This window comes from Polaribacter sp. IC073, assembly GCF_007997075.1.
Taxonomy (GTDB): domain Bacteria; phylum Bacteroidota; class Bacteroidia; order Flavobacteriales; family Flavobacteriaceae; genus Polaribacter.
The window spans coordinates 61,772-84,809 of record NZ_VORS01000011.1; the positions used below are offsets into that span (position 1 = coordinate 61,772).

Consider the following 23,038-nt stretch of genomic DNA (forward strand, 5'->3'; position numbering starts at 1 on the left):
TTCAGTCTTGTTATTCTTGCGTGGGCAGGAATTTAAAAATGAAAAAGATAGAAATGAAAGAAAACTTTAAAATTAAATTAACTTGTAAGCAAAGCCTTGTTGCTATGTTTGTTTTGGCATTTTTCTACTCAGCAGTTTTATATCTCGCAGGAACGAATCAAAGTGTGAAAATAATTATTATCCAAGGTGCTCTTTACGGAGTTTTATTTATTTTAATATTTCCTTGGACAATGAATAAGTTAATAGGTAAACGTCTAAATACGATTGTGCCTAAAATTCTGTCAGGAGAGCAAATTTTAGAAGAGTTTTCTGGTAGTTTATTTAGAGGTTTAGAAGCTGTTGGAGGTAAGGTGTTTTTAACAAATTATCAAATAATTTTTCAAAGTCATTCTTTAAATATTAAGAAAGGTCAAACAAATATTAACTATTCAGAAATAGAGAGCGTTGAAAAAAGAAAAACAATGAAGATTGTTAACAATGGAATAAAAATAACGACAAAAGAAGGTGAAGAGTATTGTTTTGTAGTAAATAATAGAGAAGTTCAAATTCAAAAAATAAAGGATAAACTAACTGTATGATTTCAGTAAAAGAAGCTTTGCAAATAGTTTTAAACTCAATTCAAAATTTTGGAATTGAAGAAATTCCGTTTATGAAATCTGTAGGTAGAATTTTAAAAGAAGAAATTAGAGCAGATAGAGATTTCCCGCCATTTAATAGGGTTTCTATGGACGGGATTGCAATTGACTACACTTTATTTGAAAGCGGACAAAGAGCTTTTAAAATTGAAGGAATTCAGGCAGCAGGAAGTGAGCAATTGACGCTTAAAAACCCTAAAAATTGTATTGAAGTAATGACAGGAGCTGTTTTGCCAAACAAAGCGAATACAGTTATTCGTTATGAAGATGTAGAAACGAACAATGGTTATGCAAAAATAATAACTGAAGGTATTTTCGAGGCCCAAAATATTCATTCTAAAGGAAAAGACGGAAGAAGTGGTGATTTATTAATTGAAGAAAACACACGAATTTCAGCAGCAGAAATAGGGGTTTTGGCAACTGTAGGAAAAACGTTTGTAAAAGTAGTAAAACAACCCAAAGTAATGATTGTTTCTACTGGTGATGAATTGGTTGGGGTTCATGAAATCCCTTTATACCATCAGATAAGAAGAAGCAATGTTTTTACGTTGGTTTCGTTATTAGAAAGATTAAACATTCCTTCTGAAACAGCTCATATTACAGATGATAAATCAGTATTAAAAGCTAAAATTAAAGTGTATCTACAAGAGTACGATGTATTGCTTTTTAGTGGAGCAGTTAGCAAAGGAAAATACGATTTCTTACCAGAAATTTTTGATGAATTAGGGGTGGAAAAATTATTTCATAAAGTTGCACAAAGACCAGGGAAACCTTTTTGGTTTGGGCAAAAAACCTTTATAAGTACAGGCGATACGAATTCAGAGACAGTTGATAAACCTCAAAAAAAGACAATTGTGTTCGGGTTTCCAGGAAACCCAATTTCTACTTTTGTAAATTGTTTGGTGTATTTTTATCCTTGGTATTACAAATCAGTTGGATTAGAAACTGAAGAAGAAACTGCAATTTTAAATGCAGATGTATCTTTTAAACCGAATTTAGAATATTTTTTACAGGTAAAATTAGAAAATAAAAACGGAAAATTAATAGCAACTCCAATTACAGGAAATGGATCTGGAGATTTAGCAAGTTTGGTAAATGCAGATGCGTTTATTCAATTACCAAATGATAAAATAGAGTTTAAAAGTGGAGAGATTTTTACTATAATTCGCTATCGCTAATTATAGTTATAAATGTTTAGGTTTGAGTTTTAAGTTTAAAATACAGCTATGAAAGAAAGTATTGTTCAGAAAAAGAGTTTTAAATTTTCATTAAAAATCATTTCTCTTTATAAAAAATTACAACGAGAAAAAGAATTTGTAATTTCAAATCAAACTTTGAGAAGTGGGACTTCAATTGGTGCAAACATAGAGGAAGCTTTAGCAGGACAAAGTAAGAGAAATTTTACTGCAAAAATGTCTATTTCTTCAAAAGAAGCAAGAGAAACTAAATATTGGTTACGTTTACTAAAAGAAAGTGAGTTAACAAATTTAGAAGTAGATTCTTTAATTTTAGATATTCATGAATTAATTAGAATTTTAACTTCTATTGTTAAAACTTCTCAAAGCAATCTAACTAAAAACTAAACATTTAAAACTAAAAACTATTTAAATGACTTTTACACATTTAAATTCTAAAAACAATCCTAAAATGGTAAATGTTTCTGATAAGAAAATTACCAAAAGAACAGCCATTGCAAAAGCAACCATGTTTTTAGGAAAAGAAGTAATTGCTCATTTTACAAATGATGAGTTAATTACCAAAAAAGGACCTGTTTTTCAAACAGCAATTATTGCCGGAATTCAAGGTGTAAAAAAAACATCAGAATTAATACCAATGTGTCATCCGTTATTAATTAATGGCGTAGATATTGATATTAATATTATAGATTCAGAAAACATAGAAATTTTTTGCGAAGTAACTATCGAAGGGAAAACCGGAGTAGAAATGGAAGCTTTAACAGGCGCAAATATTACGTGCTTAACTATTTATGATATGTGTAAAAGTATCAGTCAGAAAATGGTGATTAAAGAAGTAAAATTAGTAGAAAAAACTGGAGGAAAATCTGATATAAAAAATGGATAAACACCAAAAACATACAAATTTAGAAAGACGAGATAACGAGACTTTTGCACCAAATGAAATTTCAATTTTAGGTACAAATTGTAATACTATTTCAGATTTAGTTCATAAAGTATCACAGAAATTATCTAAATATAAATTAGCTTATTTTGATGCTTCTCATGCAAAAGATGTCGAAAAGAACAAGTTGTCGGAATATGTATTTCACCACGAAGGAAATCTACAAATAACCACTTCTGGGAATGTAAACAAGTTTCAGCAACGCTTAGATTTTGCTCAATTCGATTGTGTTTTTATCAACGGAAATCATTATCAAGGCGCAAAACAAATTTTAGTTTTAGATGAAGCAAAAGAAGCTTCTGTTTTGAAAAGATTAGCACAACTAGACCGCATTCAGTTTGTCATAAAGTTAACGAAAGACACAGCGTATTTTTCTTTTCTTGAAGAGAAATTTCCGAATATAAAAAACATCATTTGCTATACAATCGATGAAGTTGATAAAATTTCAAATCATATTAATAATCTGATTCAAGAAAAAATAGTACCGGTAAAAGGGTTGGTTTTAGTTGGTGGAAAAAGCACTAGAATGGGGCAAGATAAATCGGATTTAAATTATTTTGGAAAACCTCAAAAAGAAGTTGCTAAAGAATTATTAGAAAATAATAATTTAGAAACCTTTTATTCGGTTCAAAATTCATTAAATAAAGAAAATGAGATTTCAGATAAATTCATCAATCTAGGTCCTTTTGGTGGCATTTGTTCTGCATTTCAAAAAGATCCAAATACTGCTTGGTTTGTACTAGCAACAGATGTTCCTTTTATAAATGAAGAAATAATTCAGACTTTATTACAACACAGAAATCCGAGTAAAGTTGCCACAGCAATTAAAGGAAAAGGCAAGGAGTTTCCAGAGCCTTTAATTACTATTTACGAACCAAAAGCATATCCGGTTTTATTACAATATTTAGCACAAGGATATTCTTGTCCGCGTAAAATGTTAATTAATTCTGATGTTGAAATTGTAGAAATTGACGATTCTTTTATTAGAAATATAAATACGCCAGAAGAATTTGAAATAGCTAAAAACGAACTCTCGAATTCGTTTTTGGGAGGAAAAATGACGAAGTAATCTGTTAATTAAAAGAGCGAATATTGAATGAAGAGATTGCTTTGTTCCTCGCAATGATAAAAAAATGAAACCAACAAAAAGTCAATTTTTTAAACGTCAGATTACTTTACAGGAAATTGGAGAAGTCGGACAACAAAAATTACAAAACGCTTCTGTTTTGGTAGTTGGTTGTGGCGGTTTAGGAAGTCCGATTGCGGTGTATTTAGCTTCTAGCGGAATTGGGGAAATTCATTTGGTAGATTTTGATACGATTGATATCACTAATTTACACAGACAAGTTTTCTTTTCTTTAGAGGATGTTGGTAAGTTTAAGGCTGAAGTGATATCAACATTTATAAAAAAAAGAGCCCCTTTTACAGAAGTTAGCTTTTCGAACAAACCAATTACAAAAGAAAATGTTTTTGAGTTGTTAGAAGACGTTGATGTTGTGGTTGATGGAACAGATTCGCTACCCACAAAATATCTTTTAAACGATGCTTGCGTCCTTCAAAATAAACCAATGGTTTATGGTTCTTTGTATAAATTTGATGGCTATGTTGCTACTTTTAATGTCTTGCAAAAAGAAGGCAGTTATTCAGCAAATTTAAGAGATGCTTTCCCCGAAATGGCAACAGATATTCCTAATTGTGAGGAAGCGGGAACGTTAAATTCTATTGTTGGTATAATTGCCACACAACAAGTAAATGAAGTTTTAAAATTGATTACAGGAATAGGAAAACCGTTAATAAATCAATTATTAATTTACAATTCACTTCAAAATACACAGTTAAAAATGAAGTTAAAACCGACTGTTTTAAAAGAGAAAATAGCAAAAATATTTAAGGTTCAAACCTATTTTGATGCTGTTTGTGCAACTCAAAATAACGATTTTTTAATTACTGCTGCAGACTTAAAAAGTAAACTTGAAGATAAAAATTTAGAGTTAATTGCCGTTTTACCAAATTTAAAATTACCTTTTGAAGTGCATCAGGTAATTCCTATTCAAAATTTTAAGGCAGAAAATATTATTGTAGATTTTGATAAAACTTATGTTATGGTTTGCCAAAGAGGTATGAATAGCTACATTGCAACAAAAATGATGAAAAATAAATACCCGGAATTAAACGTCTTTAGTTTGGTTGGCGGAATTTCTAAATACAAAATAGCACATAAATAAATGGAAAACCCCATAAATTTTTATACAAGTACAAAAGCTGACTTAGAAAAAGAAGCAGCCATTTTAAAACGCACATCTGTTAATTTAAGTATCTTTAGATTTACTGTTTTCTTAGGCGTTTGTTTTTTAATTTATACAACTTTTGGCGAATATCCAACGGTTTTTATCATCGCTTCTTTAGGGCTTTTATTGTTTGGGTTTTTGGTTTCAAAACACATCAATCTTAAAAGAAAAAGAAATATTGTTAATGAGAAAGTTCAAATTAATAAGACAGAAATAGGTGTTTTAAATCGCGATTTTCATCATTTAGAAACGGGTGAAGAATTTATAAATCCTGCACATTTTTATAGCAATGATATCGATTTATTTGGCAAAGGTTCTTTCTTTCAATATATGAATAGAACGAAAACAAATGATGGTAAAGAAGTTTTAGCAAATTTGTTAATAGAAAATAAAATAACTACTATTTTAGAGAAACAAAATGCGTTGAAAGAGCTTTCTAAGAAAGTTCTTTGGAGACAACATTTTGGGGCTTTGGCAAGTTTGGTTTCTGTGAAGAATACTTCGAAGTCCATTGTAGATTGGGTCTCTAATTATGCTTCAGTTTTTCCTAAATATTTAGCGAAAATTCAAATAGGCTTTTCTGTACTTTCTTTGGTTTTAATTGTTTTGGTTTCCTTTGGTATCGTTCCGTTCTCATACTTAATAATTTGGTTTTTCTTCGGGCTTTTTATTACGGGAAGGTTTTTAAAAAAAACGAACAATCTTTATGCAGAAACGGATAAGGTTAGAGAAACGTTTAAACAATATCATGTTTTATTAGATGAGATAGAAAATGAATCTTTCACTTCAGAAATATTAACAAAAAAGCAAGAAATTATCAAGTCAGAAAATAAAAAAGCTTCTTTAATTTTTAAAGAGTTTTCTAAAGTTTTAGACGGTTTCGATCAAAGAAATAATTTAGTGATTGCTGTTTTTGGAAATGCATTCTTGCTTTGGGACATAAAAAGTGCTTGCAAGGTAGAAAAATGGATTTCTAGTTATAAACACACGGTTGATAAATGGTTTGAAGTAGTTGCTTTTTTTGATGCAGAAAACTCGTTAGCAAATTTTCACTTTAATCATCCGAAATTTATTTTCCCAGAAATAACTTCAGAAAAAGAAGTGATTGAGGGAACTAATTTAGGGCATCCTTTATTAAAAACGGATAAAAGAATAGACAATGATTTCAATATTAAAAAAGAAGAATTTTTTATTGTTACAGGAGCAAATATGGCAGGAAAAAGCACATTCTTAAGAACTATTTCCTTGTCTATTGTAATGGCAAATTGTGGTTTGCCCGTTTGTGCAACGTCTTTTAAATATTCGCCAATAAAACTGATTACAAGTATGAGAACTACAGATTCTTTAACGGAAGATGAGTCTTATTTTTATTCAGAATTAAAACGATTAAAATTTATTGTTGATGAAATTAAAGACGAAGATTACTTTATAATTTTAGATGAAATTCTAAAAGGAACCAATAGTAAAGACAAGGCAATTGGTTCTAAAAAGTTTGTAGAAAAACTAACAAAATCGAAATCTACAGGAATTATTGCAACGCATGATGTGAGTTTGTGTGAATTAGAAAATGAGTTTCCTACAGTTAAAAATTACTATTTTGATGCTGAAATTATAGCAAATGAATTGCATTTCGACTACACGCTAAAAAACGGAATTTGTAAAAACATGAATGCGTCTTTCTTGTTGCATAAAATGGAAATTATTTAGTGTTTTAGAGAGAATAGAGGAGAGGTGCGTGATTTAGTAGAGATGTATCATAAAATAAGATTTTTAAGCTTAGAACGAAGCATGAAAAATAATTTATTCTTTCCATTCTAAGGTTTCTATCAAACGTAAAATATCTTCTTTTATATAATCTACAGCAGGCAAAATGGAATCGTAATTTGGTTTTGCATAGAAATATAAAGAACCCTTTATAAAGTTTTTTGTGCTGTCTGTAACATGAAACTGAATGTGAGAAGCTGCATTTCCTGTAATTTCATAGATACTGCCAAAAACTCTTTTTTTAGGATTTACAAAGTCTTTCGGTATAATTTGTTCTGCCTTTGCAGTGTGTTTAAAAACAAGTTTTTCTGCTTCGGTAAGTAATTCTTTTATATTATTTTCTACAGGTCTGTAGGTAATATCTATAGATGCTTTTAATTTTGGATATTTAATTGTGAGCCAATTGTTCTTGTCGTCAACAATGGTTGTATTTTTTGAAATGTCAAAAGTATACGGTCTTTTTAGTTTTAATTTTTGGTATGTTTTTTCTGGATATTCTAAGCTTAAATATGCTTTGGGTTTCGGAAAAACAGCCTCCTTACAAGAAAGAAAAAAGGATAAAAAAAGGAATAAAAAGAGGTTACGCATTTCTAGTAGCTTTTACTTGTTTAATACGCTTTTTATCTAGCGCTTCAATAGTAAACGTATAATTCTTAAAGATTATTTTCTCGCCTCTTTTAGGGAACTTCCCAGAAATCTCTAAAATAAAGCCAGCTAAGGTTTCACTTTCGCCTTTCTCTTCCTCAAAGATATCTTCATCTTCATCATCTAAAACTCTACAGAAATCTTTTATAGAAGTCTTGCCTTCAAAAATATAATTGTTGTGGTCTATTCTAGAATAAGACAAATCTTCATCGTCAAATTCGTCGTTTATGTCTCCTACAATCTCTTCTATAACGTCTTCTAAGGTAACTAATCCGCTAGTTCCTCCGTATTCGTCTACAACGATAGCTAAATGATTTTTCTTTGCTCTAAAATCAACCAATAAATCGTCTAATTTTTTATTTTCTGGTACAAAAAAGGGTTCTCTAAGCAGCGTTTGCCATTTAAAAGATTTCTTGTCTAGATGTGCTAACAAATCTTTTGCGTACAAAACACCTGTAATATTATCTATATTTTCTTTATAAACAGGATTTCTAGAATAGCCTTTTATTAAAATTTTATTTAAAACTTCTTCATAAGATTCATCATCAGAAATTGCAAAAATATCTATTCTTGGTTTCATTATTTGCACCGTTTCTGTGTTTCCGAAGTTTACAATTCCTTGTAAAATCTTTTGCTCATCTTTACTAGTTGCACCTTGAGATGTTAATTCTAAGGCTTGAGACAGGGTTTCTACGGAAAAATTCCTTGCTTTATTTCCGAATTTTTTCTCAATCCATTTCGTAATCGAAATTAACGGCATGCTAAAAGGCGTTAATAAAATATTAACAGCATGAATAAATTTAGACATTTTCTTAGCAAATGGCAGTGCATTTCTAGATGCATATACTTTTGGTAAAACTTCGCCAAATAATAGAATTAAAAAGGTTACTAAAATTATTTCTAAGACAAATCGAACAGGAAGTGCAAAGAAATGTAGGTCTAAAGTAAGGTTAAAATTGCCAAATAAAGTTTCTGCTAAAGAAGCAAATAAAAGTACAATTAAAATGTTTATAAAATTGTTGGTAATTAAAATGGTGGCTAGCAGTCTTCTGGGTCTGTCTAGTAAGTTTACTACAATATTCTCTTCTTTACCATTGTTAGAAAGTTCGTTTATATCTGTTTGATTTAAAGAGAAGAAAGCAATTTCAGAACCAGAAATTAACGCAGAACTAACAAGTAGTGCAATTAAAACAATTCCGTTTAAAACTGTAATAAAATCGAAGGAAGCTAATAGAATAAATAAATTTTCGGGATCTGGGTCCAAAGGTTAATAGTTTATAATTGTTAAAAAGGTAAATCGTCGTTTTTTTCTGGTGCAACCGTTTTTGGTTCACTAGTAATTGGTGTATTTTGTTGTGGAGCAGGAGCACTGTTTTCCGAGTTCTTTTTAGCAGTACTTAGCATTGTCATTTCTGTAACAATAACTTCTGTAGAATAGCGTTTCACGCCATCTTGTTCCCATTGCCTGTTTTTTAATTTTCCCTCTACATATATTTTATCTCCTTTCGATAAATATTTCTCGCAAATTTCTGCCAATTTGTTTCTCACAACAATATTATGCCAATCTGTATTGGTTACTTTTTCTCCTGTTTGTTTGCTTGTGTAACTTTCTGAAGTTGCAATAGGAAAACGCCCAACACTATTTTTATCATCAAAATAATGCATTTTTACGTCATCACCTAAATTACCAATAAGTATTACTTTGTTTATTGTTCCTGCTGCCATAATTTCAATTTTTTAAACAAATCAAATGTACAAAATTATCAATTACTTTTTCGATTGAAAAGCTTCTAAAAAATTTGCGATTAAAACAGGTACAGGAAAATCTTGAATGTCTTTCCAAAGAATATTAGCATTTTTAAGTCTTTTTGTTTCTACAACCCAAAAATGTGTATATATATGTTGATGAGATAACTTATGAACAATTTCTTTTTCATTAAAAAGTGAAATAGTAGTTTCTTCTGGAAATAGTTCGATAAATGCATCCGAAGAAATAATTTCTTTTTGATTGATGCTCTTCTCGCTTTCAATTAATGGAAATTGGTACAAACCTCGCCAAATGCCTTTTCCCTTTCTTTCTGATAGAATTGTTTTGTTGTCTTCTGTTTGTATCACCAAAAAATTAAAATAACGTTTTCTAACTTTTATTTTCTTCTCTTTTACGGGCAATTCTTTTGTGAGGTTTTTTTCTAAAGCGACGCAGCTATCAGCAAACGGACAGGTGTCACATAACGGATTTTGTGGTTTGCAGTGCAATGCACCAAAATCCATAATTGCCTGATTAAAGTTTCCGGGTTGTGTTTCGTCTATTAGAGATTGCGCTAATGCTTTAAACTCCTTAATTCCGGATGTCGAGTTGATTGCCGTATGAATGCCGAAGTACCGGGAAAGTACCCTGTAAACGTTTCCATCTACAACAGCTGTTGGTTCGTTAAAACAAATGGAGGCAATTGCAGATGCGGTGTAATCTCCAATTCCTTTTAATTTTATAATTTCTTTATAAGTGGATGGAAACTCGCCATTTAACTCTTCTGCGATCTGTTTTGCAGAAAAATGTAGGTTTCTTGCGCGCGAATAATAACCGAGCCCTTGCCACATTTTTAAAACAGTACTTTCATCTGCTTTTGCAAGCTCGAAAACTGTTGGAAAAGTGGCTGTAAATTTCAGATAATAAGACAAACCTTGGGCAACTCTTGTTTGTTGCAACATGATTTCGCTTAGCCAAATAAAATATGGGTTCTTACTTTTACGCCAAGGGAGTTCTCGGTTATTTTGTAAGTACCAGTAAACTAATGTGTTAGAAAATTTCATCAATAAAATATAGAATTGCAATATTACATTTTAAAATTAAGATAAAATTAAGTCTTTATCTTTTCGGAATTGATTAATTATCATATATTTGCATCCGCATTTTTGGAAGTAAATTAATAAAAATATAGTAAAAATAGAGACATGACGAAAGCAGATATCGTATCTAAAATTTCAGATAAATCGGGGATTGAAAAAACAGATGTTTTAGCAACAGTGGAAGCATTTATGACTGAAGTTAAAGATGCCTTAGAAAATGGGGATAACGTTTATTTAAGAGGTTTTGGTAGTTTTATTATCAAAACAAGAGCAGAAAAAACTGGTAGAAATATTTCAAAAAATACAACTATTAAGATTCCTTCTCATAATATTCCAGCTTTTAAACCAGCAAAAACTTTTACTGAAGGAGTAAAAAGTAAAGTTGCTGTAAAATAACATTAATACAATACTAATCTAAATCTTAACGGATTTAAAAAAAAATCGAAACATTATGCCAAGCGGTAAAAAAAGAAAGAGAGCAAAAATCTCTACACACAAAAGAAAGAAAAGAGCAAGAGCAAATAGACACAAGAAGAAAAAGTAAGCTTACGCTTACTTTTTCGTTTATTATTTAGCGAAAAAGAATCAATCAAACAAAACAAGTTCATTGACATTGGAAGATTTACTCGTAGTGTAAGGCAGTAAATCTTCTCACGGTATTACAAAATACCTGACAGTATTAATCCATTTGCACAATAAAGTGCAGTGTTAAAACCAAATTCAGCATGAAAACAGAATTAATAATTCGTTCAAATTCATCTGATATTGATTTTGCCTTATTAAGAGATGGAAAACTTATTGAATTAAATAATGAAACAACTGGTAATAAATTTTCTGTTGGCGATATTTTTTTAGCCAAAATAGGAAAGGTGTTAACAGGTTTAAATGCAGCCTTTGTAAATGTAGGATACCCAAAAGACGGGTTTTTACATTATCATGATTTAGGTGCGCAGGTAAACTCATTAAATGCATTCATTAAGAAAGTAAGCACAGGTAATTATAAAGAATTCACTTTGAAAAACTTCCGATTTGAGGAAGACATTAACAAAGACGGTAGTGTAAATGATGTGCTAAAATCAGGGCAAAACCTATTAGTACAAATTGTAAAAGAACCAATATCTACAAAAGGACCAAGGTTAAGTTCCGAGTTATCTATAGCAGGTAGATTTTTGGTATTAGTTCCTTTTTCTAACAGAGTTTCAGTTTCTCAAAAAATTGAAGATCCAAAAGAAAAAGAACGATTAAAAAGATTAGCAAAAAGCATAAAGCCAAAAGGTTTTGGCGTTATTCTAAGAACTGTTGCCGAAGGAAAAAAGGTAGCAGAACTAGATAAAGATTTGCAAAACTCATTAGAGCGTTGGAAAAAGATGTGTAAAAGTATCGCGAATACAAATACCCCAACAAAAATTTTGAGTGAATTAAACAGAGCATCTTCTATTTTAAGAGATGTTATGAATGAATCGTTTACAAGTATTGTAACCAATGATGAAACTCTTCAAGAAGAAATTAAAGAGTACTTGCAAGAAATTTATCCTGAAAAGGAAAAAATAGTAAAATTGCATAGATCTGAAACTCCTATTTTTGAAAAATACGGAATAGAAAGACAAATTAAAACATCATTTGGTAAAACAGTTTCTATGAGCAAAGGTGCGTATCTAGTTATAGAGCACACAGAAGCTTTGCACGTTATAGATGTAAATAGCGGAAACCGTTCTAACAAAGCAGGCTCACAAGAAGATACTGCATTAGAAGTAAATCTAATTTCAGCGACTGAAGTAGCACGTCAATTACAATTGCGTGATATGGGAGGAATTATAGTTGTAGATTTTATTGACATGCACAAAGTTGAAAACAGAAATAAATTGTTTCAACACCTGAAAGAGCAAATGGCTTTTGACAGAACAAAACACAAAATATTACCTCCAAGTAAGTTTGGTTTGGTACAAATTACAAGACAAAGGGTTAGACCAGAGTTAAGTATAAAAACTACCGAAGCCAACCCAAATAAAAGTGGAGATGTAGAAGCGCCAATTGTCTTATTAGACAAAATTGAAGCAGATTTAGAGAAATTTATCTCTAATCCAAAGAATAAAAAGATACAATTACACTTGCATCCTTTTATTGCTGCCTATTTATTAAAAGGCGTAAATTCTATTCGTTTTAAATGGTATTTAAAACACAAAAAGTGGATTACTATTATACCTAGAGATGCTTACACATACTTACATTATAGATTTAAATCTCCAAAAGATTAATTTTTATACTTGTAAAAGGCAATAATTTATTATCAAAAAACCCGAAACTATTAAAGTTTCGGGTTTTTCTATTTCATATATTTTTAATGTTTTGCTTGTAATGCTAAATTAAAAAAGTAAAAAAAAATCATCTTTATAGTTTTGATAGAAAATTTCTGAAAAAAGAAATTTTACTCGATCTGTCCGCCTCTTTTTTAGTATTTACGCAATCTCACATCGAGCAATGCTGCTTTTTTGCAAAATTGTATCGAGATGTTTTTCATAACTTTACTAGCGTTCTTTTTTCTCCTTAATTAAATACATATAAACAGGGTAATGATCTGAGTAACCACCAGTATAACCTCCGTTAGAAAAACTTCTAAATGGATAGCCTTTGAATTTGCCTTTCTTATCACTTAAAAAACGCTTGTTAAAAATCATAGCTTTGTACATTTTATAGGTAGAATAGTCTTTTTTTCCTTTATCTAAAAGAGGAGACGAGATTAAAATCATGTCAAAAAGATTCAAATTATCTCTGTAAGCTAAAGTATTAAACCCTCTTCTGTGTAAATCTTCATACGGATTGTAAATATCGTTTTCTTCAACATTTTTCTTTTTTCGCTTCGTTTTTAAAATTTTCTTAAAGCTAGAATTTATCGGGTCGTCATTAAAATCTCCCATCGTTAATATTTTAGCATGCTCATTTTTGTCTCTAATCTTTTGAATTATTTTTAAATTTTGGTATGCTGCTTTTTCGCGTAAAGGCCTGCTTTTTGCTTCGCCGCCACTTCTAGAAGGCCAATGATTTACAATAAGATGAATTAACTCATCATCTAAATAACCAGAAACTAATAATTGATCTCTAGTAAATACCTTTCTATTGTTTCTATAAATATTCGGATTGAAAGCTTCGTGATATACTGGTTTAAAATATCTTTTTTGATATAACAAAGCAACGTCAATTCCTCGTTTATCAGGAGAGTCGTAATGCACAATTCCGTAATTATTTTTTATTAAATGTTTTGATTTTACTAAGTCTTCTAAAACATTAAGATTTTCAACTTCAGAAACACCAATAATTGCAGGACTCGTTTTAGCTTTCTCTAAACCAATTTGTGCAATTGTACTTGCTAGTTTATCAATCTTATCCCAATAAACCTTAGATCTGTTCGCTTTTAACTCCATCATTGGGCTTGCTTCATCGTTTATAGAAGTATCATTTATAGTATCAAACAAATTTTCTAAATTGTAAAAAGCAACGGTTCTTATGGTGTATTTCTTTTCATCTTTCTGGGAAAAAGAAATAGTGACGCTAAACAATAAGAGGATTAATAAGTGGGTTTTCTTCTTCATTTTTTATTTTTTTTTAATTACAAACTTACATAAGAAAAAGCAGCCTTAAAAATAAAAGTTAAAATAGACAGTGTTTTTCTGATAAAAAAATAGTAGCTTTACTACGCTATAAAATTGAAAATGAAAAAGTTATGAAGAAAACTGTTGTGTTCATAGTTCTGTTTCTGTTGTGTTATACAATAAATTACTCCCAAAATTTAATAAAAGGAACTGTAGTAGATAGTAATTCTGAGAACGCTTTACCGAATGTTTCTGTCCGTATTAAAAATACAATTATTACCTCTAAAACAACTCTTAATGGTGTCTTCGAAATTAAAAACCTTACCGACGGAAACTTTATTTTAGAGGTTAAATTTCGTGGTTATGAAACTCAAAATTTTCCTATAGAATTAAATGGGCAACCAATAGATCTAGGAATCATTCTTTTTTATAAAGACTACACAGAGCAACAAGATTTAAGTGTTATTACAATTACAGATGATGAATTAAGCAATGATGCAAGTGCTGCAGATAATATTTCTGGTCTCTTACAAGCATCAAAAGACATTTTTCTAAGATCTGCTGCTTTCGAGTTTAGTTCTTCCTTTTTTAGAATTAAAGGTTTAGACTCTGGAAATGGTAAAGTTCTTATGAACGGAATTGAAATGAATAAAATCTACGATGGTAGGGCACAATGGAGTAATTGGGGTGGTTTAAATGATGTGTTAAGAAATCAGGAATTTAGCAATGGTTTGGCACCTTCTAATTTTACTTTTGGTGGTATTTTAGGGTCTACGAACATGAACACGAGAGCTTCACAACAAAGACCAGGTACAAGAATTTCTTATTCTTCTTCTAACCGAAGTTATGTGCACAGAGCTATGGCAACACATACCATGGGGCTTTCTAAAAAAGGATGGGCAATGACTTTTTCTGGAAGTAGAAGAGTAGGGAAAGAGGGCTTTAATGAAGGAACTTCTTACAATTCTTATGCGCTGTTTACATCCATAGAAAAGAAATTTAATGAGAGCCATAGTATTAATTTTACAGGAATTTTTACACCAAATAGAAGAGGAAAATCTTCACCAAATACCCAAGAAGTTTTTGATTTAAAAGGAATTGAATACAATGAATATTGGGGAGTATTAAATGATAAAAAAATAAATTCTCGAATAAAAGAAGTGGCAGAACCTATTTTAATGTTGAATCATTATTGGGCTGTTTCAGAAAATGCTACGTTACAGACGAACATCTCTTATCAGTTTGGTAAAATAGGAAATAGTCGGTTAGATTTCAACGGAGGCTCAAACCCAAGTCCTACTTACTACCAAAAATTACCAAGTTATTTTTTAAGAAATAATGATTTATCTGGCGCTTACACTTCTCAAGAAAACTTTGTAAATAATGGACAAATAGATTGGAACCAGATTTTTGATGCAAACAATACAACAGCAAATGCAGATTTAAATAACGCGTATATTTTGTATGAAGATAGAAATGACGACAAACAAATTACTGTAAATACCATTTACAATTCAGAAATAAACAATCATATTGCTGTAAACGGAAAATTAGAGTATAAACGTTTTCGGTCTGAAAATTTTGCACAAGTGATCGATTTGTTAGGAGGAAACGGGTATTTAGATATTAATAATTTTGCAGATACCGAAGCAGAAAAGCAAAACGATGTACTAAATCCGAATAGAATTGTTGGTGTTGGCGATCGATTTAAGTATAATTTCAACTTGAGTTCAGACTTAATGAAGGCTTTTGCACAAGTGCAATTCAAATACAATAAAGTTGATTTTTTTCTGGCTGCAAACGTATCTCAAATCATAAATAAAAGAGAAGGATTGTATAAAAATGGTCGTTTTGAAAACACCTCTTTCGGTACATCAGAAGAAATTAGTTTTACAAATTACGGCGTAAAAGCAGGTGGTACCTATAAAATTAATGGCCGGAATTTAATAGACGCAAATGTTGGTTATTTAACGCAAGCGCCAACCCTTAGAAACTCTTTCTCTAACTCAAGAGAAAATAATAATATTGTTGATGATTTACAGCGTGAAAAAATGTTTTCTGCAGCTCTAAGTTACATTCGAAGAAGCCCCATTATTACTGCTAGAGCAACCGCGTATTATACTTCTATAAAAGATGCAACAGAGATTTCTTTCTATTTTGGTGATGGAATTGGAGGTGATAATACCGCTTTTGTACAAGAAATTTTATCAGGAATAGAGAAGAAACAATTGGGTTTAGAATTAGGGCTGGAAGCACAAGTTACATCAACAATAAAACTAAAAGGAGCAGCTGCTATTGGTCGTTTTACGTATGCTAATAATCCGGATTTGTATCTAACCTCAGATGTTACAAATGAAGGCATTTTTGATGAAAATGGTCGTTCAGGAAATTATACATCAAACTTAAAAAATTATAAAATATCCGCAGGACCACATCAAGCATATTCCGTTGGTTTCGAATATAGAGATCCGGATTATTGGTGGGTTGGTGCAACAACTAATTTCTTTAGAAATACGTATGTAGATATTGCTCCTTTAACAAGATCGAGCAATTTTTATACAGATTCAGATGGGCTAACGTTTTCGAATTACGATGTGGAAATTGCTAGAAAATTAGTACAGCAAGAAAAATTTGATAATTATAAAGTTGTAAATCTAGTTGGTGGCAAATCATGGAAAATAGATGGTTATTATATTAGTGCATTTGCTACCATAAATAATTTGCTAAATACAAAGTATAAATCTGGCGGATTTGAGCAAGGTAGAAATGCAAATTATAATGAACTTAAAGCAGATAAATCTTTGAATAAACCTGTGTTTGGAAACAAATATTGGTACGGTAGAGGAGCAACCTACTTTATGAATTTGAGTATAAGTTTTTAAAAATAAATTGAAATGAAAAGAAACAAAACAAACATCTTAATACTAGCTTTTATAACAAGTATGTTTTTTACGGCCTGTATAGAAGATAACGATTTTACTGTTCCAGAAAACTTAGGTGTTGAAGAAAGTCTAAAATTAGCAGCAATATTAGATAGTATTCAGAACAATCAATTGGAGTTAAAATCGATAAAAGATCTCAAAAGTTTATATATTTCTGGAAATGATCCTACCAAAATAGTGTCTGATATTATTGTAAAAGGATATGTTATTTCTTCGGATGCAAAAGGGAATTATTTTAGAGAATTTTACATGCAAGATGCTCCAGAAAACCCCACGGCAGGAATTAAAATTACTCTTAATTTAAATAATAGTTACAATAAATTTAACTTTGGAAGAGAAGTTTACATTCGCTTAAAAGGCCTCTATATTGGAGAAGTTAATTCTAGTGATGGTGTTATTACAATTGGAGGTAAAATAAATGCAACAGACGTAACAGAAATACAAAGTGTCTCATTAAAGCAAATTGACAATCACTTTTTTCGCTCTGAAAAAAACGAAACAATTATACCGAAATCTGTTTCTTTAGCAGGTTTAAACGCTTTAGATATCGGAACTTTTGTAACGGTAAATGATGTTATCTTTCCGTCTAATTTATCTGGAAAATCCTATGTAGATCCTACAGAAGATTTTGATACACAACGCAAAATACAAACCTGCCAAACATTGGGTTATGCAAATTTATTAATTGAAACGAGCTCGTTTGCAAGTTTTGGGAATGAAGCTTTACCCACCGGTGGTGGAACTATTAGTGCAGTGGTTTCTAAAGATTACGGCGGTAATTCTCTAGTGTTGGTTTTAAATACAACAGAAGATGTTACCATGTCTGGTGATCGATGTACTACACGTTCTGAAGATGATTTTTCTACGATTTTATTAGACGAGAATTTTGAAACATCCTCCGGAGAAATTGCAATTACAGATTGGCTAAATTATAGACAAGAAGGTACAAAATCATGGAGATCTTATACAGATACCTATTCGCAAAGTAAAGCAGCAAGAATTGGCTCTAAAAATTCTGGAGACGCAAACACAGTTGCTTGGTTAATTACAAAGGGAATCGATTTAGACACAACGTTAGAAGAATTTTTATCATTTGAGACTTCTAACAGTTTTGGAAACGGAAGTAATTTAGAAGTATTAATTTCGACAGATTGGGATGGAACAGCAGCAAACATAGCTTTAGCAACCTGGGCTGTTCTACCGGCCAAAATAGTTTCAGATGGAGAGGGTTTTAAAAATTGGGTACATTCTACGTATGTTAATTTATCAAATTATTCTGGTACCGCCTTTATTGCTTTTAAATACACAGGAACCGGTAATATTAATTTTGATGGAACGTATGAGTTAGATAATATTGCTATTATTGCAAAATAATTAACTGTATTTTATGAAAAAAATAGAACACATTGGTATTGCTGTAAAAGACCTTGAAGTTTCTAACAAATTGTATGCTTCCTTATTTGGGCAAGAACATTATAAAGAAGAAGAAGTGGCTTCTGAAGGTGTAAAAACCTCTTTCTTTAAAAGTGGACCAAATAAAATCGAATTACTACAAGCTACAAATCCAGAAAGTCCGATTGCAAGATTCATTGATAAAAAAGGAGAAGGAATTCATCATATTGCCTTTGCGGTTTCAGATATTAAAGCAGAAATCGAAAGGCTTAAAAAAGAGGGTTTTGTGGTTTTAAATGAAGTACCTAAAAAAGGTGCAGATAATAAATTAGTGGCTTTTTTACATCCTAAAACTACAAATGGGGTTTTAATAGAACTGTGTCAAGAAATAGAATAGTTAAATTACTGCTAACAGTTACTGTCAACTGCGTACTAATTATTATCTTGCCACCGTTTTAAACCCATTATAAATGCCTTCAAAATTCGAATCTTATCAAAAAAGACGCTTAGCCTCTTCTTACATATCTGTTGTAATTAGTATTGCTTTGGTACTCTTTATGGTTGGTATTTTAGGTTTGGTACTTTTAAAATCTACTTTGGTTTCTAATAGAGTAAAAGAAAAAGTGTCTATTACTTTATTTTTAAAAGACAAAGTGAGTAAAAAACAAATAGATGGTTTTAAGGCTTCTATTGTAGAAGAGGCATTTACCAAAAGAATTGTTTACACTTCTAAGAACCAAGCTGCAAAGCAATATAGTAAAGAAATTGGTGAAGATTTTATGAAGTTTCTAGGAGAAAATCCTCTTAAAAATTCAATAGATATTTTTCTAAAAGCAGCATATGTAACTCCAGAAAAAATGCAAGAATTAGAAACTCGTTTTCTTAAGAATGCATTTGTTGCAGATGTTTCTTATGATAAACTGTTAATAGATTTGATATCAAAAAACATTAAAAGAATAAGCTTTTGGCTTTTGGTGTTTAGTGGTTTTTTTGGTTTAGTAGCAATTATTTTAATTAATAGTTCTATAAGATTGTCTATTTACTCTAAAAGATTTAACATAAAAACCATGCAAATGGTAGGTGCTACAAAAAGTTTTATAAGAAGACCTTTTATTTGGCAAAGCATAAAATTAGGCCTTGTTGGTGCACTTGTGGCATTAATAGGTTTGGGGGTTGTTATTTATTATTTAGATAATTTTGCACCAAGTTTAGGGTTGTTAAAAGATTATGTTTCTTTAAGTTATTTAGTTGGTGGTGTTTTAGCAGCTGCTTTTATAATTACTTGGTTAAGTACATTTTTTGCAACACAACGTTTCTTAAACTTACAAACAGATGAACTTTATTATTAAAATATGAAAGACGAAAATATTCAAAAACCAGCATTTATTTTTGGAAAGAAGAACTACACTTTTATGGTGATAGGAATTGTTGTGATAGCTTTAGGATTTATCTTTATGTCTGGTGGTGGAAGCGACGATCCAGAAGTTTTTAATGAAGAAATTTACAATTGGCAAAGAATTCGTTTAGCGCCAACTTTAGTAATTATTGGTCTAGCAATTGAAATTTATGCAATTTTATTAAATCCTAAAAAATAAAGATGGATATTTTAGAAGCGATAATTCTTGGAATAATTCAAGGATTAACAGAGTTTTTACCGGTTTCTTCTAGTGGTCATTTAGAATTAGCAAAAGCAATTTTAGGAGATACTTCAGTGCCAGAAGAAAGTTTAACTTTTACAGTAGTTTTACATTTTGCAACTGCATTAAGTACAATTGTTATTTTTAGAAAAGAAATTATAGAAATTTTTAAAGGATTGTTTCAGTTTAAATGGAATGATGAATTTAAGTTCTCATTAAAAATCATTATTTCTATGATCCCTGCAGTGGTTGTAGGTCTGGTTTTTGAAAAAGAATTAGAATCTTTTTTCGGAGGAAAAATATTATTAGTGGGTTGTATGTTAATACTTACGGCTGTATTATTATTGTTAGCAGACAGAGCAAAAAGTACAAACAAAGAAGTTTCTTTTTCTAACGCTGTCTTAATTGGTGTTTCTCAAGCAATTGCAATGTTGCCAGGTATTTCTAGATCTGGGGCAACAATTTCTACTTCAGTTTTACTAGGAATTGATAGAACAAGAGCAGCAAAATTCTCTTTTCTAATGGTGGTTCCATTAATTTTCGGAAAAATAGGGAAAGATGTTTTAGGCGGAGATTTAAGTTTTCAATCATCTGAAATGATTCCTATTGCTGCAGGTTTTATTGCGGCATTTTTAGCGGGTTTATTAGCCTGTAAGTGGATGATTTCTTTAGTGAAGAAAAGCAAACTTTCTTACTTTTCTATATATTGTGCAGTTGTAGGAAGTATTGCAATTGGATATGCTCTTTTAAATTAATTTTAGAATAAAATCAGTACAAATGACTGAAGAAGATTATAAAAACGGTCAAGTTTTATTGATTGATAAACCACTAACTTGGACTTCTTTTCAAGTAGTAAATAAATTGCGTTGGGAGATAAAACAACGTTTTAATATTAAGAAAATTAAGGTGGGTCACGCAGGTACTTTAGATCCTTTAGCAACCGGTTTGTTAATTATTTGTACTGGTAAACAGACAAAACAAATAGATACATATCAAGGTCAGATTAAAGAATATACAGGTACTTTTACTGTTGGTGCTACAACACCAAGTTACGACTTAGAAACTGAGGTAGATAAAACGTTTCCAACAGCACACATTACAGAAGAATTATTGCACGAAACGACCAAACAGTTTACAGGTGAAATTCAGCAAAAACCACCTATTTTTTCTGCAATTAAAAAAGACGGAAAGCGTTTATATGAATTGGCAAGAAAAGGTGAAACTACAGAGATAAAAGCAAGAACAGTTACTGTTGCTACTTTCGAAATAACAAAGATAAACTTACCAGAAGTAGTATTTAAAATTATTTGTAGTAAAGGAACGTATATTCGTTCTATTGCTTTTGATTATGGAAATGCGTTAAAATCTGGTGCACATTTATCGGCTTTAAGAAGAACTAAAATTGGCGATTTTTCTGTGGATGATGCACTTTCTGTTGAAGGTTTTGTCGAGAGTTTAAAAGAAGACCAGTAGAATATATGTCAAATTTTAATTTCTAAAAGTATTTAATTTTTAGTCCATTTTACAAATCTATAATTTTAGAATCGTTACTTAAGTTATTATTTATTTGAAGCATCGCTCAAAAAATGCAATTAAAGGTGGTGTTATTATTGTTTCTCCAGGACTGTATTATACTGATATAGGTTGACCTTTTTTTAGGATAATTTATACCGTTCAAAAGATTTTTTTTAGCCGTTTAAAAGGCAAAAAATAATTTGAACTAGTTTTGTTCTAAATTGTTAGTTCAGTCAAATTTACATTATTTCTTCGATATGATTTGTATTTGATGTTTGGATTTAAACGTACCTCCGCTGGTTTTCTTAAATTGAGACTAAAATGGGTTCTTAAATTGTTGTAAATAGATACTGCTTGTTTTGTAACTTCTTGAGCAATGGCAGTATTTTTAATACAGTTTCTAAGTCCGTATTCATATTTTAAAGTTCTATTAATTCGCTCTGCAATTGCATTTTCATACGGATCATATTGTTCTGTCATACTCATTATTATGCCATTTTCTTCTGCAAACGCTGTATATTTAGGATTACAGTATTGAAAACCTCTGTCTGAATGATGAATTAATTTTTTGTCAGGGTATTTTCTATTTTTAATAGCCATTTCCAGCGCTTCTGTGCAAAGTGATGTCTTCATGTTATTATCTAGTTTATAGCCCATAATTTGCTTCGAATAGGCATCTGTAACGATTGCTAGATAATTGTGCCCATTGTCGGTTTTAATGTAGATGATATCGCTTACCCAGAGTTGTTCTGGTCGAGTAGGAACTTGGTCTTTAATTAGGTTTTTATATTTTCTAAATTGATGCTTAGAATTTGTTGTTGTTACGTAGTTTTTAAGCTTCGGAACGAGCAAGTTATGAAGCCTTAAAAAGTCGTAAAATTGTCTCTACCGATCTTAATGTCCTGTTTTATGAAATCTGGTTTTAGTTCAGCATAAAGCTTAATTCCGCCAGTTCTCATGCTTACTTGTTTGCGGTAAGTTTGTACCATTACTATAAGTTTTTCGTGATTTATTTGTTTGACTTCTTGTGTTTTACATCTTTTGTAGAAGGCTTGTTTACTAATCCCAAAACACTGATAAAACCATTTTCTTTTAAACGGTTTTTCTTTTTTAGTTCTATCTCTTTCGCTAATGTTTTGGGTAACGACTTTTTTGATAAATCGACTCCAGTAATGATTTCCATATCCGCAATGATATCTTGCTGAAAGTCTTTTACAAACTCTAGTTCTTCAATACGTTCCTTTAGTTTTTTTATTTCATCGTTTTTACCCATACCCGTATTTTGTTGTACTAAGGTACTATATTTTCTAATCCAATAAGAAATGGTTGTTCTAGGAACATCATATTTTTTGGAAGCAAAGTTTGTAGAAATCTGACCATTCTGAATTTGGTCAACGACGAATAATTTGAGTTCTAAAGTTGCTTTTTCGTACGTTTTTTTTCGCCAGGGTTGTTTTTGTGTTTTCATAAGTGACTATAATTAAGTGTTTAATTTTTAGTCAACCTATTTCAGGAAAGTACTTGGATTCAATGTTCTAACGCAACAAAGCGTTTTTATTTTTTGATGATACTAAGCTACAAATTTAAGTTCATTATCCATCATTTCTTTTGGTGTTTTATAACCTATTACTTTTCGAGGTCTATTGT

22 protein-coding genes and 1 pseudogene are annotated in these 23,038 nt (G+C 30.6%); 16 read left to right on the plus strand and 7 right to left on the minus strand.

Features of this window, described 5'->3' with window-relative positions; genetic code table 11:
* Positions 1 to 38 precede the first annotated feature (38 nt).
* From ES045_RS14875 to ES045_RS14905, 7 genes are all read left to right on the plus strand, one after another.
* Positions 39 to 578, plus strand: coding sequence for a GRAM domain-containing protein (locus ES045_RS14875; RefSeq protein ID WP_223267272.1), 540 nt, complete (start codon positions 39 to 41; stop codon positions 576 to 578).
* Positions 575 to 1,813, plus strand: a complete 1,239-nt coding sequence (locus tag ES045_RS14880; RefSeq protein ID WP_147117072.1) for a molybdopterin molybdotransferase MoeA — start codon at positions 575 to 577, stop codon at positions 1,811 to 1,813. Before ES045_RS14875 ends, ES045_RS14880 begins: the two co-directional genes overlap by 4 nt.
* A 48-nt stretch (positions 1,814 to 1,861) precedes the next feature.
* Positions 1,862 to 2,218, plus strand: a complete 357-nt coding sequence (locus ES045_RS14885; RefSeq protein WP_147117073.1) for a four helix bundle protein — start codon at positions 1,862 to 1,864, stop codon at positions 2,216 to 2,218.
* A gap of 25 nt (positions 2,219 to 2,243) precedes the next feature.
* Entirely contained in the window at positions 2,244 to 2,717 is a 474-nt protein-coding gene (gene moaC, locus ES045_RS14890; RefSeq protein ID WP_147117074.1) for a cyclic pyranopterin monophosphate synthase MoaC, read from the plus strand.
* Positions 2,710 to 3,843, plus strand: a complete 1,134-nt coding sequence (locus tag ES045_RS14895) for an NTP transferase domain-containing protein (protein ID WP_147117075.1) — start codon at positions 2,710 to 2,712, stop codon at positions 3,841 to 3,843. The genes moaC and ES045_RS14895 overlap by 8 nt, the downstream gene beginning before the upstream one ends.
* Positions 3,844 to 3,907: 64 nt before the next feature.
* The gene (locus ES045_RS14900) at positions 3,908 to 4,999 is read left to right on the plus strand and encodes a HesA/MoeB/ThiF family protein (RefSeq protein WP_147117076.1); all 1,092 of its coding nucleotides are present in this window, start codon (positions 3,908 to 3,910) and stop codon (positions 4,997 to 4,999) included.
* Positions 5,000 to 6,769: a MutS-related protein gene (locus ES045_RS14905; protein WP_147117077.1), complete on the plus strand. Its 1,770-nt coding sequence runs from the start codon at positions 5,000 to 5,002 to the stop codon at positions 6,767 to 6,769.
* Positions 6,770 to 6,862: 93 nt separating this feature from the next.
* On the opposite strand, the gene gldD is transcribed toward ES045_RS14905, so the two are convergent.
* Genes gldD through mutY form a run of 4 tightly spaced genes read right to left on the minus strand, consistent with a single transcriptional unit; the run spans position 6,863 to position 10,282 of the window.
* A complete protein-coding gene (gldD, locus tag ES045_RS14910) occupies positions 6,863 to 7,414 on the minus strand; it encodes a gliding motility lipoprotein GldD (RefSeq protein ID WP_147117078.1) in 552 nt (183 codons plus the stop codon).
* Complete coding sequence (locus ES045_RS14915) at positions 7,407 to 8,735, minus strand: gliding motility-associated protein GldE (protein ID WP_147117079.1); 1,329 nt, start codon at positions 8,733 to 8,735, stop codon at positions 7,407 to 7,409. The genes gldD and ES045_RS14915 overlap by 8 nt, the downstream gene beginning before the upstream one ends.
* Before the next feature lie 20 nt (positions 8,736 to 8,755).
* Positions 8,756 to 9,196 (minus strand): single-stranded DNA-binding protein, encoded by a 441-nt coding sequence (locus tag ES045_RS14920; protein WP_147117080.1) that lies wholly within the window; start codon positions 9,194 to 9,196, stop codon positions 8,756 to 8,758.
* Between the two features lie 42 nt (positions 9,197 to 9,238).
* Positions 9,239 to 10,282: an A/G-specific adenine glycosylase gene (gene mutY / locus ES045_RS14925; protein WP_147117081.1), complete on the minus strand. Its 1,044-nt coding sequence runs from the start codon at positions 10,280 to 10,282 to the stop codon at positions 9,239 to 9,241.
* 141 nt (positions 10,283 to 10,423) lie between these two features.
* Between mutY and ES045_RS14930 the strand changes: the two genes are divergently transcribed.
* Both ES045_RS14930 and ES045_RS14935 read left to right on the plus strand, forming a co-directional pair.
* Positions 10,424 to 10,714, plus strand: a complete 291-nt coding sequence (locus ES045_RS14930; protein WP_100946965.1) for an HU family DNA-binding protein — start codon at positions 10,424 to 10,426, stop codon at positions 10,712 to 10,714.
* 329 nt (positions 10,715 to 11,043) lie between these two features.
* Positions 11,044 to 12,573 carry an Rne/Rng family ribonuclease gene (locus ES045_RS14935; RefSeq protein WP_147117082.1) on the plus strand — a complete coding sequence of 510 codons (1,530 nt, stop codon included), beginning with the start codon at positions 11,044 to 11,046 and terminating at the stop codon, positions 12,571 to 12,573.
* Between the two features lie 270 nt (positions 12,574 to 12,843).
* On the opposite strand, the gene ES045_RS14940 is transcribed toward ES045_RS14935, so the two are convergent.
* On the minus strand, positions 12,844 to 13,905 hold the full coding sequence (locus ES045_RS14940; RefSeq protein ID WP_147117083.1) for an endonuclease/exonuclease/phosphatase family protein: 1,062 nt from the start codon (positions 13,903 to 13,905) through the stop codon (positions 12,844 to 12,846).
* Positions 13,906 to 14,036: 131 nt separating this feature from the next.
* Between ES045_RS14940 and ES045_RS14945 the strand changes: the two genes are divergently transcribed.
* The 7 genes from ES045_RS14945 (at position 14,037) to truB (ending at position 21,349) form a co-directional block, all read left to right on the plus strand.
* Positions 14,037 to 16,787, plus strand: coding sequence for a TonB-dependent receptor (locus ES045_RS14945; RefSeq protein WP_147117084.1), 2,751 nt, complete (start codon positions 14,037 to 14,039; stop codon positions 16,785 to 16,787).
* A gap of 12 nt (positions 16,788 to 16,799) precedes the next feature.
* Positions 16,800 to 18,221, plus strand: coding sequence for a DUF5689 domain-containing protein (locus ES045_RS14950; RefSeq protein ID WP_147117085.1), 1,422 nt, complete (start codon positions 16,800 to 16,802; stop codon positions 18,219 to 18,221).
* 13 nt (positions 18,222 to 18,234) lie between these two features.
* The gene (mce, locus tag ES045_RS14955) at positions 18,235 to 18,636 is read left to right on the plus strand and encodes a methylmalonyl-CoA epimerase (RefSeq protein ID WP_147117086.1); all 402 of its coding nucleotides are present in this window, start codon (positions 18,235 to 18,237) and stop codon (positions 18,634 to 18,636) included.
* Positions 18,637 to 18,709: 73 nt separating this feature from the next.
* A complete protein-coding gene (locus tag ES045_RS14960; RefSeq protein WP_147117087.1) occupies positions 18,710 to 19,588 on the plus strand; it encodes a cell division protein FtsX in 879 nt (292 codons plus the stop codon).
* 3 nt (positions 19,589 to 19,591) lie between these two features.
* Complete coding sequence (locus tag ES045_RS14965; RefSeq protein ID WP_147117088.1) at positions 19,592 to 19,834, plus strand: DUF3098 domain-containing protein; 243 nt, start codon at positions 19,592 to 19,594, stop codon at positions 19,832 to 19,834.
* A 2-nt stretch (positions 19,835 to 19,836) separates the two neighbouring features.
* Entirely contained in the window at positions 19,837 to 20,631 is a 795-nt protein-coding gene (locus ES045_RS14970) for an undecaprenyl-diphosphate phosphatase (RefSeq protein WP_147117089.1), read from the plus strand.
* Positions 20,632 to 20,653: 22 nt separating this feature from the next.
* Positions 20,654 to 21,349, plus strand: coding sequence for a tRNA pseudouridine(55) synthase TruB (gene truB, locus ES045_RS14975; RefSeq protein WP_147117090.1), 696 nt, complete (start codon positions 20,654 to 20,656; stop codon positions 21,347 to 21,349).
* A 258-nt stretch (positions 21,350 to 21,607) separates the two neighbouring features.
* Here the strand turns inward: truB and ES045_RS14980 are convergent.
* Positions 21,608 to 22,258, minus strand: a pseudogene (locus ES045_RS14980) (IS3 family transposase); the annotation flags it as partial.
* 142 nt (positions 22,259 to 22,400) lie between these two features.
* Positions 22,401 to 22,859 carry a helix-turn-helix domain-containing protein gene (locus tag ES045_RS14985; protein ID WP_147117092.1) on the minus strand — a complete coding sequence of 153 codons (459 nt, stop codon included), beginning with the start codon at positions 22,857 to 22,859 and terminating at the stop codon, positions 22,401 to 22,403.
* Positions 22,860 to 23,038 lie beyond the last annotated feature (179 nt).

What these genes read in the sequence shown, in the direction of transcription:
- ES045_RS14970 (WP_147117089.1), top strand. Translation starts at nt 19,837, where the DNA reads ATGGATATTTTAGAAGCGATAATTCTTGGAATAATTCAAGGATTAACA.
- ES045_RS14960 (WP_147117087.1), top strand. Translation starts at nt 18,710, where the DNA reads ATGCCTTCAAAATTCGAATCTTATCAAAAAAGACGCTTAGCCTCTTCT.
- mce (WP_147117086.1), top strand. Translation starts at nt 18,235, where the DNA reads ATGAAAAAAATAGAACACATTGGTATTGCTGTAAAAGACCTTGAAGTT.
- ES045_RS14885 (WP_147117073.1), top strand. Translation starts at nt 1,862, where the DNA reads ATGAAAGAAAGTATTGTTCAGAAAAAGAGTTTTAAATTTTCATTAAAA.
- ES045_RS14985 (WP_147117092.1), bottom strand. Translation starts at nt 22,859, where the DNA reads ATGAAAACACAAAAACAACCCTGGCGAAAAAAAACGTACGAAAAAGCA.
- ES045_RS14895 (WP_147117075.1), top strand. Translation starts at nt 2,710, where the DNA reads ATGGATAAACACCAAAAACATACAAATTTAGAAAGACGAGATAACGAG.
- mutY (WP_147117081.1), bottom strand. Translation starts at nt 10,282, where the DNA reads ATGAAATTTTCTAACACATTAGTTTACTGGTACTTACAAAATAACCGA.
- moaC (WP_147117074.1), top strand. Translation starts at nt 2,244, where the DNA reads ATGACTTTTACACATTTAAATTCTAAAAACAATCCTAAAATGGTAAAT.
- gldD (WP_147117078.1), bottom strand. Translation starts at nt 7,414, where the DNA reads ATGCGTAACCTCTTTTTATTCCTTTTTTTATCCTTTTTTCTTTCTTGT.
- ES045_RS14945 (WP_147117084.1), top strand. Translation starts at nt 14,037, where the DNA reads ATGAAGAAAACTGTTGTGTTCATAGTTCTGTTTCTGTTGTGTTATACA.
- ES045_RS14950 (WP_147117085.1), top strand. Translation starts at nt 16,800, where the DNA reads ATGAAAAGAAACAAAACAAACATCTTAATACTAGCTTTTATAACAAGT.
- ES045_RS14920 (WP_147117080.1), bottom strand. Translation starts at nt 9,196, where the DNA reads ATGGCAGCAGGAACAATAAACAAAGTAATACTTATTGGTAATTTAGGT.
- ES045_RS14935 (WP_147117082.1), top strand. Translation starts at nt 11,044, where the DNA reads ATGAAAACAGAATTAATAATTCGTTCAAATTCATCTGATATTGATTTT.
- ES045_RS14900 (WP_147117076.1), top strand. Translation starts at nt 3,908, where the DNA reads ATGAAACCAACAAAAAGTCAATTTTTTAAACGTCAGATTACTTTACAG.
- ES045_RS14930 (WP_100946965.1), top strand. Translation starts at nt 10,424, where the DNA reads ATGACGAAAGCAGATATCGTATCTAAAATTTCAGATAAATCGGGGATT.
- ES045_RS14905 (WP_147117077.1), top strand. Translation starts at nt 5,000, where the DNA reads ATGGAAAACCCCATAAATTTTTATACAAGTACAAAAGCTGACTTAGAA.
- ES045_RS14875 (WP_223267272.1), top strand. Translation starts at nt 39, where the DNA reads ATGAAAAAGATAGAAATGAAAGAAAACTTTAAAATTAAATTAACTTGT.
- ES045_RS14880 (WP_147117072.1), top strand. Translation starts at nt 575, where the DNA reads ATGATTTCAGTAAAAGAAGCTTTGCAAATAGTTTTAAACTCAATTCAA.
- ES045_RS14965 (WP_147117088.1), top strand. Translation starts at nt 19,592, where the DNA reads ATGAAAGACGAAAATATTCAAAAACCAGCATTTATTTTTGGAAAGAAG.
- truB (WP_147117090.1), top strand. Translation starts at nt 20,654, where the DNA reads ATGACTGAAGAAGATTATAAAAACGGTCAAGTTTTATTGATTGATAAA.
- ES045_RS14940 (WP_147117083.1), bottom strand. Translation starts at nt 13,905, where the DNA reads ATGAAGAAGAAAACCCACTTATTAATCCTCTTATTGTTTAGCGTCACT.